Origin of the sequence: Pedobacter sp. SYP-B3415 (assembly GCF_004138205.1) — a bacterium.
Lineage (GTDB): Bacteria > Bacteroidota > Bacteroidia > Sphingobacteriales > Sphingobacteriaceae > Pedobacter.
This window is the reverse complement of sequence record NZ_RXNQ01000009.1, coordinates 1-15357: the sequence shown is the minus strand read 5'-3', so window position 1 is coordinate 15357 and position 15357 is coordinate 1. Positions and strand designations below refer to the sequence as shown.

25 protein-coding genes are annotated in these 15357 nt (G+C 47.3%); 6 read left to right on the top strand and 19 right to left on the bottom strand.

The genetic code is table 11. The annotated features are described in order from the left end of the window. Positions 1–78 precede the first annotated feature (78 nt). Positions 79–657: a hypothetical protein gene (locus EJV45_RS05435; protein ID WP_129714652.1), complete on the top strand. Its 579-nt coding sequence runs from the start codon at positions 79–81 to the stop codon at positions 655–657. Positions 658–681: 24 nt separating this feature from the next. On the opposite strand, the gene EJV45_RS05430 is transcribed toward EJV45_RS05435, so the two are convergent. The 19 genes from EJV45_RS05430 to EJV45_RS05355 all read right to left on the bottom strand — a co-directional run bounded on the left by EJV45_RS05430 (position 682) and on the right by EJV45_RS05355 (position 12482). Next, the gene (locus EJV45_RS05430; protein WP_129714651.1) at positions 682–960 is read right to left on the bottom strand and encodes a hypothetical protein; all 279 of its coding nucleotides are present in this window, start codon (positions 958–960) and stop codon (positions 682–684) included. 11 nt (positions 961–971) lie between these two features. Further along, positions 972–1379, bottom strand: coding sequence for a hypothetical protein (locus EJV45_RS05425; RefSeq protein WP_129714650.1), 408 nt, complete (start codon positions 1377–1379; stop codon positions 972–974). Next, positions 1372–1575: a hypothetical protein gene (locus tag EJV45_RS05420; protein WP_129714649.1), complete on the bottom strand. Its 204-nt coding sequence runs from the start codon at positions 1573–1575 to the stop codon at positions 1372–1374. Before EJV45_RS05420 ends, EJV45_RS05425 begins: the two co-directional genes overlap by 8 nt. After that, positions 1575–2069: a DUF6633 family protein gene (locus tag EJV45_RS05415; protein WP_129714648.1), complete on the bottom strand. Its 495-nt coding sequence runs from the start codon at positions 2067–2069 to the stop codon at positions 1575–1577. The genes EJV45_RS05420 and EJV45_RS05415 overlap by 1 nt, the downstream gene beginning before the upstream one ends. Further along, positions 2050–2877, bottom strand: a complete 828-nt coding sequence (locus EJV45_RS05410; protein ID WP_129714647.1) for a hypothetical protein — start codon at positions 2875–2877, stop codon at positions 2050–2052. The genes EJV45_RS05415 and EJV45_RS05410 overlap by 20 nt, the downstream gene beginning before the upstream one ends. 9 nt (positions 2878–2886) lie before the next feature. After that, positions 2887–3582 carry a ParB N-terminal domain-containing protein gene (locus EJV45_RS05405; RefSeq protein WP_129714646.1) on the bottom strand — a complete coding sequence of 232 codons (696 nt, stop codon included), beginning with the start codon at positions 3580–3582 and terminating at the stop codon, positions 2887–2889. Further along, a complete protein-coding gene (locus EJV45_RS05400) occupies positions 3582–5825 on the bottom strand; it encodes a ParB/RepB/Spo0J family partition protein (RefSeq protein ID WP_129714645.1) in 2244 nt (747 codons plus the stop codon). The genes EJV45_RS05405 and EJV45_RS05400 overlap by 1 nt, the downstream gene beginning before the upstream one ends. 3 nt (positions 5826–5828) lie before the next feature. Further along, the gene (locus EJV45_RS05395) at positions 5829–7478 is read right to left on the bottom strand and encodes a DEAD/DEAH box helicase (RefSeq protein WP_129714644.1); all 1650 of its coding nucleotides are present in this window, start codon (positions 7476–7478) and stop codon (positions 5829–5831) included. Positions 7479–7481: 3 nt separating this feature from the next. Continuing rightward, the gene (locus EJV45_RS05390) at positions 7482–7724 is read right to left on the bottom strand and encodes a hypothetical protein (protein WP_129714643.1); all 243 of its coding nucleotides are present in this window, start codon (positions 7722–7724) and stop codon (positions 7482–7484) included. Positions 7725–7957: 233 nt separating this feature from the next. Beyond that, the gene (locus tag EJV45_RS05385) at positions 7958–8527 is read right to left on the bottom strand and encodes a hypothetical protein (protein WP_129714642.1); all 570 of its coding nucleotides are present in this window, start codon (positions 8525–8527) and stop codon (positions 7958–7960) included. Continuing rightward, on the bottom strand, positions 8524–8700 hold the full coding sequence (locus EJV45_RS19435) for a hypothetical protein (protein WP_165304988.1): 177 nt from the start codon (positions 8698–8700) through the stop codon (positions 8524–8526). Before EJV45_RS19435 ends, EJV45_RS05385 begins: the two co-directional genes overlap by 4 nt. Beyond that, a complete protein-coding gene (locus EJV45_RS05380) occupies positions 8675–9409 on the bottom strand; it encodes an HNH endonuclease (RefSeq protein ID WP_129714641.1) in 735 nt (244 codons plus the stop codon). The genes EJV45_RS19435 and EJV45_RS05380 overlap by 26 nt, the downstream gene beginning before the upstream one ends. 2 nt (positions 9410–9411) lie before the next feature. Then, entirely contained in the window at positions 9412–10569 is a 1158-nt protein-coding gene (locus EJV45_RS05375) for an ATP-binding protein (RefSeq protein WP_129714640.1), read from the bottom strand. A gap of 7 nt (positions 10570–10576) precedes the next feature. Continuing rightward, on the bottom strand, positions 10577–10747 hold the full coding sequence (locus EJV45_RS19430) for a hypothetical protein (protein WP_165304987.1): 171 nt from the start codon (positions 10745–10747) through the stop codon (positions 10577–10579). 183 nt (positions 10748–10930) lie between these two features. Then, positions 10931–11194 carry a hypothetical protein gene (locus tag EJV45_RS05370; protein ID WP_165304986.1) on the bottom strand — a complete coding sequence of 88 codons (264 nt, stop codon included), beginning with the start codon at positions 11192–11194 and terminating at the stop codon, positions 10931–10933. Next, complete coding sequence (locus EJV45_RS05365) at positions 11184–11441, bottom strand: hypothetical protein (protein WP_129714638.1); 258 nt, start codon at positions 11439–11441, stop codon at positions 11184–11186. Before EJV45_RS05365 ends, EJV45_RS05370 begins: the two co-directional genes overlap by 11 nt. A gap of 59 nt (positions 11442–11500) precedes the next feature. Further along, positions 11501–11677 carry a hypothetical protein gene (locus EJV45_RS19425; protein WP_165304985.1) on the bottom strand — a complete coding sequence of 59 codons (177 nt, stop codon included), beginning with the start codon at positions 11675–11677 and terminating at the stop codon, positions 11501–11503. Then, the gene (locus EJV45_RS05360; RefSeq protein ID WP_129714637.1) at positions 11674–11928 is read right to left on the bottom strand and encodes a hypothetical protein; all 255 of its coding nucleotides are present in this window, start codon (positions 11926–11928) and stop codon (positions 11674–11676) included. Before EJV45_RS05360 ends, EJV45_RS19425 begins: the two co-directional genes overlap by 4 nt. Then, positions 11928–12482 (bottom strand): helix-turn-helix transcriptional regulator, encoded by a 555-nt coding sequence (locus EJV45_RS05355; protein WP_129714636.1) that lies wholly within the window; start codon positions 12480–12482, stop codon positions 11928–11930. Before EJV45_RS05355 ends, EJV45_RS05360 begins: the two co-directional genes overlap by 1 nt. A 178-nt stretch (positions 12483–12660) precedes the next feature. Between EJV45_RS05355 and EJV45_RS05350 the strand changes: the two genes are divergently transcribed. The 5 genes from EJV45_RS05350 (at position 12661) to EJV45_RS05330 (ending at position 15064) form a co-directional block, all read left to right on the top strand. Further along, the gene (locus tag EJV45_RS05350; RefSeq protein ID WP_129714635.1) at positions 12661–13425 is read left to right on the top strand and encodes a hypothetical protein; all 765 of its coding nucleotides are present in this window, start codon (positions 12661–12663) and stop codon (positions 13423–13425) included. A gap of 16 nt (positions 13426–13441) precedes the next feature. After that, the gene (locus tag EJV45_RS05345; protein WP_129714634.1) at positions 13442–13906 is read left to right on the top strand and encodes a hypothetical protein; all 465 of its coding nucleotides are present in this window, start codon (positions 13442–13444) and stop codon (positions 13904–13906) included. A gap of 155 nt (positions 13907–14061) precedes the next feature. After that, positions 14062–14433 (top strand): hypothetical protein, encoded by a 372-nt coding sequence (locus tag EJV45_RS05340; RefSeq protein WP_129714633.1) that lies wholly within the window; start codon positions 14062–14064, stop codon positions 14431–14433. Further along, positions 14430–14822: a hypothetical protein gene (locus tag EJV45_RS05335; RefSeq protein WP_129714632.1), complete on the top strand. Its 393-nt coding sequence runs from the start codon at positions 14430–14432 to the stop codon at positions 14820–14822. Before EJV45_RS05340 ends, EJV45_RS05335 begins: the two co-directional genes overlap by 4 nt. Continuing rightward, positions 14819–15064, top strand: a complete 246-nt coding sequence (locus EJV45_RS05330; protein ID WP_129714631.1) for a helix-turn-helix domain-containing protein — start codon at positions 14819–14821, stop codon at positions 15062–15064. Before EJV45_RS05335 ends, EJV45_RS05330 begins: the two co-directional genes overlap by 4 nt. Positions 15065–15357: the final 293 nt, after the last annotated feature.

Below are 15357 nucleotides of genomic sequence, written 5' to 3'. Positions count from 1 at the left end.
ATTAGAGCTTTTAATTTGTGCCATCCGCTGACGTTTTTTTAGCAGTCATAATACTAAGCATGAAAAAATCAAAATGATATGTTCATAGATAAATCCTGGTTTGAGCCCTTTGACTCTGGTGTCTGGGGGAACGTTTCGGAAGTCGCTACGGTCACTGCCGCTATTGTTACCCTGTTATATTTAAGAAAGACACTCAACTCGCAATTAGAGGTTCAAAAAATGCAGCAAATGATCGCAAGGATTGAAAGTGAGAAATTTCTTGAATCTATTCGTCCTAAGCTATCCCTGGCATACGCAAACTTTGGGCATAGTTCGGTACGGATAGTAGTGAATGTTCAAAATAATACTGCTAAAGAAATTAAAATAACGGCTTCACTATTACGCGGATCGGAAATAGGTATTGATGAAACATCAACAATTTATTCACACTCTGAGTTGAATCCTGACAAGACCTATGACTTCTGGCTAAGATACCCTGAAGTGGCTTCAAATTTCGATAGGCCTTGGTTCACTACTACAATCAGTTATAAGGATCAATATGGCACAACGTATGAATCATCACTAAAGGTTCACTTCGCTCAAGGGACATTTGATATAAAACAGGAAAGCACATCCAAAAGGACAGGGCTGCCAAATTTAAATGACTGGATGCCTTAGCCAGTCGACCGTTATTCTGTGCACTCATCTTTTTGTAGCCGCGATGCCGCCTTTGAGTATATCCTTCATCTTAACCTCAAGCTCAGTTTTGATGGCATGTTCTATATCGGGTGTCAGATCGGCCAGATCCTTAAGTATCCAGGCCTGGAACTTCTTCTTGCCTCTGGAGGCTGTGGCCACGAAATATACTTTCCCTTCTGGCGCATGCTTGCCTTTGTGAACACGTGTCTTTTTAACGGCGATCTTGATACCGGAGTCGATCAGCGCTTCGGTCATCAGAGTATTGAAATCAAATTGTTTCATGATGTGAATTGTTAAAAGCCCCAGACGAGCATTGCAGCGTCTCTGGCGTGATTACTTGTTTTCTTGATCCATCCGGTCAGCTTAGCAAAGTATGCTGCTGTGACCTTCGTGGTGCCCTTTACGGGGGCGATGAATTCGTGCGGGATCTCCTTTGCTACAAGGAAGTCCTCCCAGGCACCGCAGTCCCGTTTTACGGAGCCTGCACCTTGCTGCTTGGCTTCGGCACGAGCACCGAACCATTTGCGCTGCCGGGCATCTTCTACCCTGACCATGGTGATCAGGGACCGATAGCTGATGACGAGCTCAAAAGCTTCATGCAGCAGGCAGGTACGGACCTCTTCCAGCTGCTTGGTTGATTTGTTGTAGATGGCAACGCCGGTGTTTACACCAGGGTCAATGCCGATGATGATCTTACACATCTTGTTTGTGAATTTGACTGATATCGCGCATGCTCTCGATGCCGGTACGGGCAACCTCTGCTAAGGCGGATAAGTTGTCTAAAACTTGGCTTCTACTTTCAGCATCGCCATTTAAGGCAGCTATGAACTGAACCATTGTTTGCTCGTATAATTTGTCGACCTCTGCGATCGCCTTGTTAAAATCCTCGTCTGTCATTACTGTTTGTTTAAGTTGTTCACCATGTGCTGCCGCAGCTGCTCAGTGTATTGTTCATTGTCTTGCCGGTACTGGTCCGCCCGGCCGCGGTTCTGGAGCTCCTGCCCGTACTTGATCTGATCATGCTGCCGGTAGCTGATGGCGTCGGCCTGATCGGCCCGGGCATTCGAATACTGCTCGAGCCAGCTCAATATAACCTGGCCATCAAGCCGGTCATACTGTTTCCCGTAGACCCCGCGCTTTGCCTGTGAAAAGCAATACTTGAAGTCTTCAGGCTTCAGGTACCAGTAATCTTCGATGATCAACTGGACGGTTATCTTAACCTGCTCATCGTTCATGTTTTTGCCCAGGTTGAAGAAGGTGACCAGGTCACTGACCATTACGTTGAGTACGGCCATCAGGATCAGGTTTCCCTTGTCACCAAAGTCACTGCGGATCTTGGCAAGGGATGGCGTTTGTGCTTTCAGGCAATCATCAATCGTTCGAGGTGCCAAACTGGCGTAGAAACTCTGCGGATTTTGCAGCAAGATCTCGTACACCGGATTGCTTTTGCTCAAAGCTTGCTGTTGGTTTTTGTTGTGCTGCAGGTTCATGTCTCAAAATAATTTCGTCGTTCCAGGATTTGTTGTTGATGTAGGTTTCCGGATTCTTCCGGTACTGCTTGTTTGGTTGTGCGGCTATGTACTGCGGCAGGTGCTGCTTGATCAGGAGCCGCTCCGACTTGCGGAGCTTCTCCCATTTTTTTTTGATTTTGCTTTTATCACCAACCTTCTTGTCGAAGTCGTTCCAAAAATCTTCAAAGGCATAGTCATCGGCATCTACCTCGATGATGGCTTCAGCCTCATCAGGTATTGTTTCAATGTTTACTTGTTTCTTTGTTTTAGGGTTTAAGGGTTTATTTATGTTTACAGTGCCGTGCATAGTGCCAGTATCGTGCTCCGTCACGTGCCGGTATCGTGCTTTATCAAGTGCCGTATACAGTGCCCCATCAATTTTTGATAAAGCAACTACGTTAGCAGTCCATTGATTTTTGCTTTCTTTCACTACATACACAAAGCCCCATTCAACCAGATCATTGAATACTTTCTTATAAGTGTTCGGCGATGATATGCCGGCTGCCGCCATAGTCTGATCGCGCGGTGCACCGAATTGAGCAGCCCATCCCATCCTGTTATTCAGCTCAACCAACCACAGATACATAGCTGTATGGTTACCCGAAACCTTGCCTTGATTTTCAAATGCAAAGTCGAACCAGGCCCGGGTGAACTGGTATGAAGAGGATTCTGATTTATTGTTGCTCATTCGGTATGATTATGCCAGTCGGCTCTTTTGTGCTTTGTAATTGTAGATCTCTTTCAGCATCTCCACATACTGCTTGTGGTTGATGCATTTGACCAGGCTGCGGGGCTGCAGTTCGATCTTACCCTTCATGATCTCATGATCGTAGCCATGTGTATTTAGCATGGTGATCACGGCCAGGACAAAGTTCCTGTCGTAAGCAAAGTCGATGTAGTTGCGGTACTCCTTCAGGATACCAGCCACGTCTTTGGCAAAGGCGTAATTGCTTACGTCTACCACACCTTCACGTAATGCAGGGATATTCCGGCGCCCGTCTGAAGACAGGAGCATCAAGGCCGTGCTGGGCTGGATAAGAGGATTCTCACTAAGGAAGGCACTGAGGCGGTCAAAGCCGTTTCTCTTCTCGATCGTCCAGTAGTTGATGTAATCCATGGTGTTCCAGTTCTTCGCATTGCTGTTGATAGCTGCTATATCCTGTTTGCCTACCTGGTTGTCGATAACGAAGTAGATCGGTACCCCTAATGCCTCAGCAGCACAAAGTCGGTGCTGCCCGTCAATCACCTCCAGCTGCTCATTGCAGATGATCGGGTTTAAGTGCAGGAGATTCTTTTCAGCGATCGCTTTGATCAGTTTGCGCACATGTCTGGTATCTACCTCACGATTGCTGATGATGGACTTGAACTGATCATAATTTATTGTTGATTCCATTATGCAGCACCTCCCTTCAGTTCTTTGATACGCGCATCGATTTTGGCTTCCCGGCGCTCGCGGATTCCTTGCTGATCAAGCTGCATCCGCCAGTACTCCGGATTGCACCAGACCTGCGCCATGTTGAACGTTACGCCAAGATTGATACCTCCGGAAGAGATACCGGAGAACTTGTTGTAAAGGGCCCGGCGAACGATCAAAGCTTTGACCTCGTCCGATGCCTTACTGATGGCTTCGAACAGCTGCTGTCCACCGGTATTGTATGCATAGAATGTTGACGGCAACCCAAGCAATTCGTGTATCTTATTTTTAAAATTGCCGTATCCGAGATTCTCATATGCAAGTACGATCAGGGCATTCATCTCGCGCGGATCCAGCGGCTTGGTCTGATCAGTCATGATGCTATGATCTTTTAGATGGTCAACCAGCTTCTTCATAACCTTCTCGTTGTCGAGCTCGCGGCCACGCTTTTTCTTTTGCTCCTGATCAGCCACCTGCATATCGATCGAGGGCGGGCCACTTTGAGTACCTAAGGCCCTATTGGAATATATCCTCACATAACCGAACCGCATGCTGTATACATCATACACCCTGGTAACCACTCCGTCAGAGATCTTCTTTTTAAAGTCGGCAACTTCCTCGTGGTATTCCGCTTCAGCATCCTTTTGCGCCTGGTTGAACTCTTCATCTGTCTCAAAATCTTCACGGTCAACATTGTCTCGCTCAGGCTTATCAACCCATGTGCATCCTTGATAATTTAGGAACATGTGGCCGTCCTGTTTGAGTTGCTTGCAAAGGGACGACTCATTGTACGCGTAATTGATCAGTTGAACATCAGGGTCGGCCAGTGCCCTGTCGAGGTCGATCTTTGCCTGAGCGTCGCGCTTAATGGAAAAGCACTTTGGATCGGTACAGGTGGCGGGCTTATCGTCTTCGAACATCACGATCATGCAGGCCGAATTTTTAGGGCATGTCGTGCAGGGAGTTGCCACACCGGCAAAGCCTGGCTCAGTAATGTCGAATGTTGCCTTTGACAGATCATTTGTCGCATGAGTTCCTACCCATTGCTTTAGCGAACTTAAAGTGCCGGCACCTCGCTCCCAGTAACCGGGCTCTTTACCGAACTTCTGCTCATACCACACAGACTGAAAGTCTGGCTGCAGGCGAGCCAATACTTCGGCGTGGCCGATCGGCAGCTCCTCTGATTTAGACTTTGCTTTCAAGTCATCCGTCAGGTCATTCAGCAGCAGGCGTCTGGCCACGAACTGATTGCCCTTGCCGATCTTTGCAGCGATATCCGTTAGGCTGTAGTTCATGCTTTTGATCATGAACTTAAAAGCTTCAGCCTCTTCCAAGGGATGCACATCTTTGCGCTGCAGGTTCTCTGTCACCATCATCTCCATGGCTTCCTGATCGCTCAGGTCACGGATACTGGCTGGCACTTCGGTAAGCCCTGCAGCAATGGCTGCATGATACCGGCGTTCGCCGCAGATCAATTCATAACCGGAACCCAATACATATGGCCGGAGTGTTAATGCCTGGATCACTCCAAGCTTCCTGACGGATTCCGTCAGTTCCGCAAGCGCATCCTGGTCGAAGGTCTTGCGGGGGTTTAGTTTATTCACGCGGATCTGATCCAGCGGAACGAACTGCAGCGCCGGGGCGCTGATGGTTTGTACGTCTTGTTTTTTTCCCATGTTCTGGTAATTGATTATATCAGTGGCCAGGGCTGTAGTAAAGCCCTGATCGATTAGGCTGTTTGTTCGTTTGATAAGGCGAGCGGCATTCTTTTCACCGGTGAAGATCCTGTCAACATCTTCGGCAGACAGGTCTATTGCGCGGTCACGCACCAGCGTGCAGATCTGCATCAGGTTCGCATGACCGCCGGCGATCTTGCGGAAGGCAACGATCTGATCATTGAAGCGCTGCATGCGGTCGCTGTTGAGGTATGTGTCAGCCCACTCTATACACTCATAGCACAGATGCCACGATACACTGTAAGTTGCATGACACCGGTAGGCCTCTACATTCTTTTTGAAACACTTCTCGCAGGTAACATCGCACTCGATTGTGTGAGACCTTGAAGCTGCGCACGGTCCGCAGATCACGAAGTTTGCAAAGCACATACTGAAGCCGGTTCGAACTTTCGAATCACACCAAAGGCACAGGCGATCGCCACCTTCGGTACCGACATCTTCTGCAGTCTTTTTCTCCTGTAGACCGAAATCTGAAAACCTGCTCATACCTTACTTTTGATTGAATAGGTTGATCAGATCATCGATCACGCTCTCCTGGACCTGCTCTTCTGATCCGGTGACGTTGGCCACCATGACACGTTTGCGGTCAATGATCTCATAGATTTTTTCGTCAATCGTTTCTCTTCCCAGGAAGTAAAAGCAATTCACAGAATCTTGCTGGCCGATCCGGTGACACCGGTCTTCACACTGATCCATGATCGCAGGGTTCCACCATTGTTCGATAAAAGCCACACGCGAAGCTGAAGTAAGGGTAAGGCCTACACCGGCAGCGATGATGTTGCCGACGAATAGCTTGCATGACGGATCATTCTGGAACGTATCGACAGCTGCTTGCTTTTGCTTTTCGTTGTCATCACCGGTTACAGTTACGCAGCCGGGAAAACGTTGCTTGATCTCTCCGACGATATCCTTCAAGTAAGCGAAGAGTACAAGCTTTTCGCCTGATGCGATTATGTCCTCAACAAAATCAAATACATCCTGCAGCTTGCCGCGGGCGCTGATGTTTTTAAGGATCCCCATCTTGACCATGATCTCCCCGCGCATAGCCCGCTCAACCCGCTCGTCATCGGCGTTCTGATACTGGATCAGGTAGTTCATTAGATCAGCTTCCGCAGCTACATATTCCTTTCGGTTATCAATCTCGCAGTACACGATCTGGCGCATCTTTGCAGGAAGATCTTTCAGTACCTCAGACTTGTCCCGCTGGTAGAAGCAGTTGGTTCGCAGCTTATAGTTGAGCTCCTTCAAGTTGCTTGCGTTATTGGGACCTGCACAGTAGCGGTTTATAAAACCTTTGTATCCGCCAAATGGATCCAACTGATCAAGGATGCCCAGCTGTGGTACCAGTTCGACAGGCTTGTTCATCACCGGCGTACCGGTACATAGCAGGATAATATCCTTGCCGTTGGCCAGGCCTTTTACAAATTTGGTCTGCTGTGTACCGAAGGATTTGCAGCGGTGGCTTTCATCTACGATCACCGACTTGAACATCTCAACCATCTGCTGCTTGAAAACGATATCCTTTATGGTCAGCCGCTTCTTTTCACCCTTGGCCGGCATGCTCTTTACAAAGAACTTTTTCAGGCTTTCGTAGTTAACGATGAAAACATCCGCGAGCCCTGCCTCCCAGTAGCGGGGAAAGGTCGTCCGGATGTTGTCGGTTAACACCATCGCCTTTTTGCTGGTCCACTTCTCAGCCCACTCCCGGCGCCAGTTCTCCTTTAATGCTGACGGGCACACCACGATACAGGGAAAGGCATTGTAGTGCAGGACCGTTGCGATCGCTTGCACAGTCTTTCCCAAGCCTGGCTTATCGCCGATGATGGTACGCTTCTTTTGGATGGCGTAAGCAACGCCTTGCTTTTGATACGGGAACATCTCCATCTTTAGCGGGATGTCCACCTGCAGCTCAGGCATTGCCGGGATATCGAACTGCTGCTCAACCGGCAAACCAAATGTAAAGTTGTTGGCATAGGCAAAACGTTCAACATCGATCCGATTGATAGCCGGAACTTCCCAGCATTTTTCGCCAGCATTCCACCGGCGCCCGGGCAATGCTTTTACCTTCTCAATAAGCTTGGGGGAATAGTCAAACTTGATCTGGAAAGCTGAATTACTTTGAAGGATGTATCCGCTCATGATTTATTCACTTATGGTCATGAACTCTCCCTTTGGGTAGAATACCCGAAGTTTCGAGAAATCCCGTTCGTCATACTGAAATGAGAACCGGTCTGCCCGGTCCATGAAGGGGATGGTAAACTTTTCGATGAACACGCCGCGCGCGCGATCATAGCTTGATGCCTGGACACGGACCCAGTGGTCTTTCATGCACTGGCCCTCATTGTTGTAATGGGATTGCCCGAAGGTGAAATAATAGTTGTTCATATAATGTGGTGGTACGTTACGTTAAAAAGACCGCGGAAATAGGCCATAACCGCGGCCCGCATAAAAAAGCTCAGTTCACGAGGCTGAAGGAGAAAGAACGATTGCGGTTGTGAGCCGTCGCGGAGTGTGGGGGATTCGAACCCCCGGACTGCTAACCATAGCCACCCCGTCAAGTGGTGCCCGGCTCCGGACCAGCATCTGATCCGGGGCAAGGCCTTACCCACTGAAATATCTTATTCGATTTTTGTGACCTTCTTACGGCCACGTTTCTTTGGTTCTGCAGCAAGCTCTTCGACGCCGTCATCGCTTAGGCTGAGTTCTGCCTCCATCTCGTCTGCGAACATCTCCAGCTGGCGCTTCGGTGCTTGCTTGCCCTGGTAATAAAGGTTTACCTCTTCCTGGAGCTGATAGGCCGCTGAGGCCAGATCAGTGATATGCAGGTATGATCCATCTGTCCATTTGACAAAAGGCGTGTTGATATTCATGGTCAGGCCACTTACTAAGATTCTGGTGGCTGTGATAGTGATACCTTCATGATCTTCTTCTCCGCCGATGCTGAAGCCTTTTACGGTAAGACTTTCGAATTCATCTTCCAGCCCGGCACCTTCCGCTTCCGGAAGCTCGCAGATCAGAGCAACGTGAGGTGTCAATGCTTTGAAGGCGTTTACAAGATCTTCGTGCGCGATCCAGTCGCATTTGATACCCTTATGCTCACGGTGCGCACGGCCTTCCATGGTTTCCATCAGGCCGATGTTTTCCACTACCATATCGGCAGTGATTGATGCTTTGACAATTCTATTCATGTTGTAATTAATTGTGTTTTAAGAAGGGGGAACCGCACTCCCTGCTCGGGCTCCACGATCACCACATGCCCGCTTTCCGATATCACCGTCACGCGGTCCCCCTTTTTGCCGTAGCGTTTGCCTTTTTTGAAGCTGCTGTAGATATCCTCAGACAGGTACGCTATCCGGTTCATCTAAGGCAAAGATTTTCGTGTCTGTAATTAAGGCGCGATGTTGGTTAACGAACCTTATGAGATCCTCTACCCAACGCTGCAGCCTGGGTATATCGCGGTCTGGATTAAATATGTATTCCTCCACGTAGATATTCGAGAAGTCAGTCGCGTGGTAGCGAAACGTTTTGATGTCTAATCCTTCAGAATGAAAGCAGTAAGGGTAAACCAAATGCTGCGCATTGTTCAGGTATTTCGGAAACGTATAGCTTTTAGTCGTCTTGATATCAGCAATTGTGTCTTCGATCAGCTCGTCAAGATTTCCATAGATCTCTACCGGTCCGAAGATTGTCGGAAGTATGGCAGAGACTCTCAGCTGAGGCACCGCTGCTGCATAGGTCACTACGAACTTGTCTACTATGTCTACCGGGAAATCGAATATATACTGAACTCCCTCGCGGCTTGTATAGTGATAGGTATACACCTCTTTTTTCCGAATAGTCTGCTTATAGATATTAGGATCTGACGGCAGTTGATCTTCAATCCCGAACCGCTCAATTAAATAATCTACCAACTCATTAAAAGCAGTCCCCCGATCAGCAGCTTCGGAGACAAACGGCACCCGGTTCAATTTATCTATGAACTCCTGGAACGCGTTGTCTTGTTCACTCTGTAGATACCAGCTATAGGCATCAAGGAGGGTAGCGTAAAATTTATACCTGGGTGTCGTCATGGTTAGTCTGCGTTAAGTTCTTCTACGAAAAGATTTTTCTGTGTTGCTTTTGGAATAGATGGTGTTTGCACAGATTTAGGAGTTGCCTTTTTTGACTCAGCCTCCACAACCTCGATCACCTGTTCGGGTTGAACATCTTCTTCGCTTACCTGCGTATCAGCACCATCAGATTCCGGTGCTTCGACATCGGTCTCAGGTGTCTCCGTTTCCACGATGTCCTGTTCGGGAGCTTCCTCTACTACAGGATCGCTAAACTCACCGCTTTCTTTATCGAAGGAAAGTCCGAGCTCTTTCACTTTCTTCCCGAAAAGCCTGCGCGCTTGGTATTTGGAGTCCCATATGTGTTCGATGTTGTCGATCCAGATGACGAAAAGATTTGCATCTTCTGCGTTTTGCAAACCATCAACTGCCTTAGCGATAAGATCAATCAGGTCATTGTATTCTTTCGCCTTTTCCTGGCGCTTAGCTAAGTTCTTAGCATATGAATCGAAGATGGTCGAAAGCAGGATGTTGGGAGTTGTTTCTTCCAGTTCAGACACTCCGATAACGGGATCAAGCTGGCAGGTATTTTTGCCATAGTAGCGCTCTTCCGGATCGAATGATATCGTACGCTGCTTTCCGATAGCCTGCATGTATCCAACCAGGTCAAGTTCTTTGATAAGATCTCCCGATGACGATCCACCGATTTCAGGACGAACAATTTTTTGGTCTCCGTTTTTTTCTTCAGTGTCGTGAGCAACGAACACCAGGTGCTTTTTCATGATTGCAACCTTCTTGAGGAAATTTTTGAATAGTACCTTGCGTGACCCATATCCCTGTAAGGTCAGTGCACCATCAGCGCGGCCGAGCTTTGGATCATTCTTGATCAGATATTCAGACATGAAGTCCAATGCCTTTCCAGCTGTATCGATAACTAATGATTGGTAAGCGCTGAGATCTTCGTTTTCCAACAGATCTATCACGTCTTGCCAACTGGAGATTTGAACAGTGTCTGTTTGGTGTTCTGTCCGAACGCGATGTACGCCTCCGTCAAAATCTAATAAAAGGGGTCGAGGGGCTGACAAGCCAAGGGTTGTTTTGCCAAGGCCCGGTTGTCCATAAATTAGGGCCTTAATGAATGCCTGAACGTTTAGTTCGGCGGGTTTTTTAATGAGTGACATGGGTACGTTATGAATTAAGGGTGCTTAAAAGAACTGCGAGACAGACGGCTGCGATGATCAGCATGCCGATTACAACTCTGTCGCCTTTGATCATCTCTTCTTCGGTGATCGGGCGTTGGTAAGGTTTCGGATCAAGATCACTGTGATCATGTAGTTCCGGTAGGTCTTTGTGGTCCATTTGATTTTACTTTGGTTGGTTGGTTGATTATTCTGTTTGCTACAAGAATGAGCTGCTGCCCTGGTCCTAGGTCCTTGTTTACCTCTCTAAAAATGTATTCAGTCCAGGCGTTGAAGCCGGGCATCGGATTGTTCTTGTCATAGTCGACCGGATACACCGTCCGCTGAATTGATCGATGCTTTCTCATGAGCTAAGCTCCTCCCTGTGCTGAAAAAGTCTGATCGATCCATTTGCCGTGTCCAGGCAGTTTTGAATGTCCCTCATGGCCACGGCCAGATCTGTTTCCTTTTCGCCGTGCCTGGCGAAGATTGTGTAGTAGTCAGAGTTCTCCAGTGATTTGTACCGGTTCACTGCTGACTGCAGGTTCTTCAGGCACTTCTCGTAGTGGATCATCTCTTCGACTGCGCGGTCGATCTTGATCTGAAGGTTGTCTACGTTAATCGACATGGCTGCTCCTTTCATCTTCGCGCCTGGCTTCGATCTCCGGCCGGACATAGTGGTCGAAATACTCATGCTTGCAGGTGCTGCTGCAGAAGGTCCCGTAAGCGCTCTTCTGCTTTCTCTTCACCGGCTGCCGGCAGAAGCTGCAGAACTGGATAGCGGGGAAAAACTTGCGCATTATTGTCTCGAAATTGATTAGCGGCTTCACGCGATTTGCTTTGGCGATCAGGCTCAGATTGATTACTTTTGTCATAGTACGTTATGTAAAGTCCTTCGGGGCGGAAAGTCGGTGGCTGGTACCTACCGGCTTTTTTATTGAAGTTCCTTTGTGATTCTCTCGATATACTTCTCTTCTGTATAGCCCAGTGCGATCAGCTGATCCTTGTATTTTTTCCAGGCCTTCCGGATATCAGCCTGATACATGGCCACCACATCTACTTTGGGTTCCTCAGGCTTGGCTTTTTCGGGTTTCAGATACGCTACCTTCATGACTGCCTCCAGATAATTAGTTTGCCGGGTTTGCTGACAGAGTCTGTCGCGTACACCCGATTAGGGTATTTCAGTTTCAAGTCACGGCTGATCAGTGGATAAATGGCTTTGCCATTTTTGATATCGGTCTCGATAGCGGTGTACTGCTCAGCAGATCTTTGCTCCTCTTCGGTGACTATGCCGCCCAGTTCGTTCATCCAGGAGAATCTTACGGCAGGTGGTGTAACTTCCTTTACTTTCAATGTTGTCATTATATGATGCCTCTTTGTGTTAGCCAGTGAATGATTTCGCCTTTGCTCTGCAGTCCCATCTTCAGGCGAATGTTTTTCCAATGGGTCTTTACTGTCATCTCAGCCATGCCGAGCTCAATGGAGATGATGCGGTCCGGAAGTATGGCAAGCTTGGCCACATCCATTTCTGTTTTGGTGAGGAAGATTCCAGAGCGGACCATGATGGCGCTGCAGGCAATGCCTTCAAACTCGCAGGATCCACGGTGCCGGCAGGGTACGTACTCAGGTGCTGACAGGGTACCGTTCTCGCAGATATCGGGATCTGTATTGAGCGCCCCAAATTGGCACATAGTAAATCGCTCAAGCTTTGCCTGGTCATCGGTACCTACCATCTTTTCTATAGCGGCTTCGACCTTGGGCTGACTGTTCATGCTTTTACGCAGCAGATCGAGAGCGTATGCAGGGGAATCTGCAAGGTCTCTCATGATGCCGTCGGTTATAAACTTCGGCCTGTCGTCGAGTGATAAAAACTCCCCTCCTTTTACGAGGCCTCCGGGGATGCGGTTGATGGTCATTGTTCAGCGTTTTTAGTGGTACTACTTGTTAGGTATTGCGTTCAGCACCTGTTTTATTCTATCTTTGTTGTGTTGACAATACAAATATCAATAGAATTAAAATCTATCGCAATAGATAAATAGAATTTGATAGAAAAAATATTGTAACTATTTGATTATTAAATAGAATAATTTTCTAATGACTCCAATTAAGGAGAGGCTGGTTGCCTTCATAAAAGAGATAAAGCTTGATAACCGATCCTTCGAACGGCAGGCAGGGTTATCAAATGGGTTCGTGAATAATATCGGCGACTCAATCAGACGGTCTTCCTTAGAAAAAATTTCTAATGCCTTTCCAGAACTTGACCTGTCCTGGTTAATATCAGGTCAAGGTAGCCGTACAGCCCTTACCAATATAAATAATGCACGTCGCGTCTCAGAGATTGTTTATCCACTGGAAGACCATGATGGCAAGTTCGCTGAGACCTCAGACGGACAGATCAATCTTATCATCCCAATAGTTTATGAATATGCATACGGCGGCTTTCCTGGAGGATACCGGGATCCGGAATACATGGACACATTGGTACGACAAGCGATCTCAGTTGAAAAGAAACATTCAGGTAACTATGTAGGATTTGAGGTAATAGGCGATAGCATGGAAAACCTTACCTCAAGAGATAATATAGTGACAAGCATATTCGAAGGATCAATAGCAGTTGGAAGGGAAGTTCAGCGCCAACATTGGCAGAGCAGGTTACATAGTCACCGGTGGAACGCGTTTATTGTGGCTCATCGGGATGAGGGCCTTACCTGCAAGAAAATCATTGCCCAGGATCTTCGAGAAGGAACCATCACGCTTTCAGCTCATAACCCCGACAAAGTGCGGCATCCTGATTTCACCTGGCATCTTGATGATATAACTGCTATCTTCAATGTCGTCAAGGCTATAACTGACATGTAAACCAAAACCAATCTATATGAGAAAGCTCTTAACCGGCCTTATAGCTTTAAGTATTGCGACGTCTTGCTCAAGCGAATCCAAGTTTCAATCTGGAATAGACCAATTTATTAAAGAAAATTCAAATGATCCTGCAAGCTATGAATCAGTCAGTTTCGGAAAGATCGATACACTGAGAGACTTCACAAGCAACCCGGAGTACAAAGCCCTTAAAGCGAAGAGCGACCGATTATATTTAAAGCCTGACACGGCTATCGGCTCAGAAGCGCAAGCGGATTTAGACAGTATGTTTGTTATCGGCCAGAAATTAGATAGCCTTCGGGCAACAATTCACGATGCTCCAGTCTCGGGATACACTGTTGAGCACTCCTTTAGAGCTAAAAATGGAATGGGAGCGCTCATTCTGAACAGATGGATATTTTCCTTTAATAAGGATTTTAAAGTCACTGATGCAGTTCCAAAAGACAAGTACACTAACAAATAACGACTATGAGAACTAAATCGCTAATATTTGTGATATTGTCACTGATCCCTATTGTATCGTTTTCACAAGGAAGGTCTAAAGAAGACTGTAAAACAGAATCCATACCGGGCTCATCTTTGAAGTACGTGTCCACTAAGACGTCAATTGGAAAGTTCATGATAGCCAAGCAATCTGACAGCGTCATTGTCACTTACATGACTAAGCCCTTACAAGCAGCATTTCTATCGACAAGGTCCGACGTCCAATTGAAGCTTGATAGCGTTATATTTATTTTTGATGATCAATCTCTTATCGGAAGAAAGGCCGTAGGATTCGGCACTGCTCCGAATTTGGTTCAGCTGAAACCACAATATAACTATGTTGTTATGTCGGTCGTTTTAAATAAGGATGCAGCCGAAACCTTTAGAAACAAAAAGTTAACCGCTTTCAAGATTATTGGTGAGAAGGATAGTGAAGGCGGCGACTTCCTGAACGAAAAAAACAGAAACGCTTTTCAGAAAGCATTTTACTGTTTAGCAGATCTATGATAGAAAACACTTTATTGATTTTACCTGGCCTGCCTGAATTAGTTTCCGGCGCGGCTGTCGTTTTCATAATTATTTATATGATTGGAGTTCGCTCCTCTAAAAAGTCGGGAAACAAGGCTTTCGAAAAGATAGCAAGGAGCAATGGCTATGCACCGCAGTCCGAGGTTGATGCCGCCAAAGCAGAGATCAGGCGGCTTGCCGCACTCTCTCAAAAACATAAAGAAAGTATGGAAAGGGCTTATTCTGAAAACCGTCGGAGCATCTTCAGCAAGCCCGATCCGCGACCAATCCCCAAACAAATCGAAGACTTAAAAGCCGATTTCGAAGCCGGCAAGATCTCGGAGATTGAATACGACCGCCGCCTTAATGATTTACTTGACCAGCTATGACACCGAATGAGCGCCTGGCCAGTGTCATGAAGGCCAACCACATTCCGCAGGAAGATCTTGCCGCTGAAGCGGGTGTCTCCCAGCCTACGATCCATCGTATGGTCAAGGGTACACAGAACTTGAACTGGAAAGTACTGGCCGCGCTCAGGCAGAAATACCAGGTTGATATCAACCTTTTTTTTGATAGTGCGAACCAGAGTCGCGGGGACGTCCCGGGGACAAAAACTAAGCGTAAGCTATGAAAGAATCATCGAATAGAGCTCAGAAACGGCATTTGGCGGAGAATAAAGGGAATCCCTCACTCTCCGCCATCAAAAAACGAAGCCCGACGAGAGTCGGGTTTTTTGTTTTACGGCGATTTCGCCAAGCCGGCACGGCTTGAAGCGGAAGGGCCGGAAAACAAAAAATGGGATCAAGCAAATAATCTGGGGGGATGGATTAATAAGTTTTAGTTTTGTGGTTTAAATGAATGACTTGGAAACTGAACTTTTAAAGCTATTACTCCCACCAGACTTAGTGGATCAATTTGAACTTA

What these genes read in the sequence shown, in the direction of transcription:
- EJV45_RS05365 (WP_129714638.1), bottom strand. Translation starts at nt 11,441, where the DNA reads ATGACAAAAGTAATCAATCTGAGCCTGATCGCCAAAGCAAATCGCGTG.
- EJV45_RS19430 (WP_165304987.1), bottom strand. Translation starts at nt 10,747, where the DNA reads ATGGACCACAAAGACCTACCGGAACTACATGATCACAGTGATCTTGAT.
- EJV45_RS05410 (WP_129714647.1), bottom strand. Translation starts at nt 2,877, where the DNA reads ATGAGCAACAATAAATCAGAATCCTCTTCATACCAGTTCACCCGGGCC.
- EJV45_RS05360 (WP_129714637.1), bottom strand. Translation starts at nt 11,928, where the DNA reads ATGACAACATTGAAAGTAAAGGAAGTTACACCACCTGCCGTAAGATTC.
- EJV45_RS05370 (WP_165304986.1), bottom strand. Translation starts at nt 11,194, where the DNA reads ATGTCGATTAACGTAGACAACCTTCAGATCAAGATCGACCGCGCAGTC.
- EJV45_RS05335 (WP_129714632.1), top strand. Translation starts at nt 14,430, where the DNA reads ATGATAGAAAACACTTTATTGATTTTACCTGGCCTGCCTGAATTAGTT.
- EJV45_RS05395 (WP_129714644.1), bottom strand. Translation starts at nt 7,478, where the DNA reads ATGAGCGGATACATCCTTCAAAGTAATTCAGCTTTCCAGATCAAGTTT.
- EJV45_RS05385 (WP_129714642.1), bottom strand. Translation starts at nt 8,527, where the DNA reads ATGAATAGAATTGTCAAAGCATCAATCACTGCCGATATGGTAGTGGAA.
- EJV45_RS05420 (WP_129714649.1), bottom strand. Translation starts at nt 1,575, where the DNA reads ATGACAGACGAGGATTTTAACAAGGCGATCGCAGAGGTCGACAAATTA.
- EJV45_RS05345 (WP_129714634.1), top strand. Translation starts at nt 13,442, where the DNA reads ATGAGAAAGCTCTTAACCGGCCTTATAGCTTTAAGTATTGCGACGTCT.
- EJV45_RS05425 (WP_129714650.1), bottom strand. Translation starts at nt 1,379, where the DNA reads ATGTGTAAGATCATCATCGGCATTGACCCTGGTGTAAACACCGGCGTT.
- EJV45_RS05350 (WP_129714635.1), top strand. Translation starts at nt 12,661, where the DNA reads ATGACTCCAATTAAGGAGAGGCTGGTTGCCTTCATAAAAGAGATAAAG.
- EJV45_RS05330 (WP_129714631.1), top strand. Translation starts at nt 14,819, where the DNA reads ATGACACCGAATGAGCGCCTGGCCAGTGTCATGAAGGCCAACCACATT.
- EJV45_RS05355 (WP_129714636.1), bottom strand. Translation starts at nt 12,482, where the DNA reads ATGACCATCAACCGCATCCCCGGAGGCCTCGTAAAAGGAGGGGAGTTT.
- EJV45_RS19435 (WP_165304988.1), bottom strand. Translation starts at nt 8,700, where the DNA reads ATGAACCGGATAGCGTACCTGTCTGAGGATATCTACAGCAGCTTCAAA.
- EJV45_RS05380 (WP_129714641.1), bottom strand. Translation starts at nt 9,409, where the DNA reads ATGACGACACCCAGGTATAAATTTTACGCTACCCTCCTTGATGCCTAT.
- EJV45_RS05430 (WP_129714651.1), bottom strand. Translation starts at nt 960, where the DNA reads ATGAAACAATTTGATTTCAATACTCTGATGACCGAAGCGCTGATCGAC.
- EJV45_RS05405 (WP_129714646.1), bottom strand. Translation starts at nt 3,582, where the DNA reads ATGGAATCAACAATAAATTATGATCAGTTCAAGTCCATCATCAGCAAT.
- EJV45_RS05435 (WP_129714652.1), top strand. Translation starts at nt 79, where the DNA reads ATGTTCATAGATAAATCCTGGTTTGAGCCCTTTGACTCTGGTGTCTGG.
- EJV45_RS05375 (WP_129714640.1), bottom strand. Translation starts at nt 10,569, where the DNA reads ATGTCACTCATTAAAAAACCCGCCGAACTAAACGTTCAGGCATTCATT.
- EJV45_RS05390 (WP_129714643.1), bottom strand. Translation starts at nt 7,724, where the DNA reads ATGAACAACTATTATTTCACCTTCGGGCAATCCCATTACAACAATGAG.
- EJV45_RS05340 (WP_129714633.1), top strand. Translation starts at nt 14,062, where the DNA reads ATGATAGCCAAGCAATCTGACAGCGTCATTGTCACTTACATGACTAAG.
- EJV45_RS19425 (WP_165304985.1), bottom strand. Translation starts at nt 11,677, where the DNA reads ATGAAGGTAGCGTATCTGAAACCCGAAAAAGCCAAGCCTGAGGAACCC.
- EJV45_RS05400 (WP_129714645.1), bottom strand. Translation starts at nt 5,825, where the DNA reads ATGAGCAGGTTTTCAGATTTCGGTCTACAGGAGAAAAAGACTGCAGAA.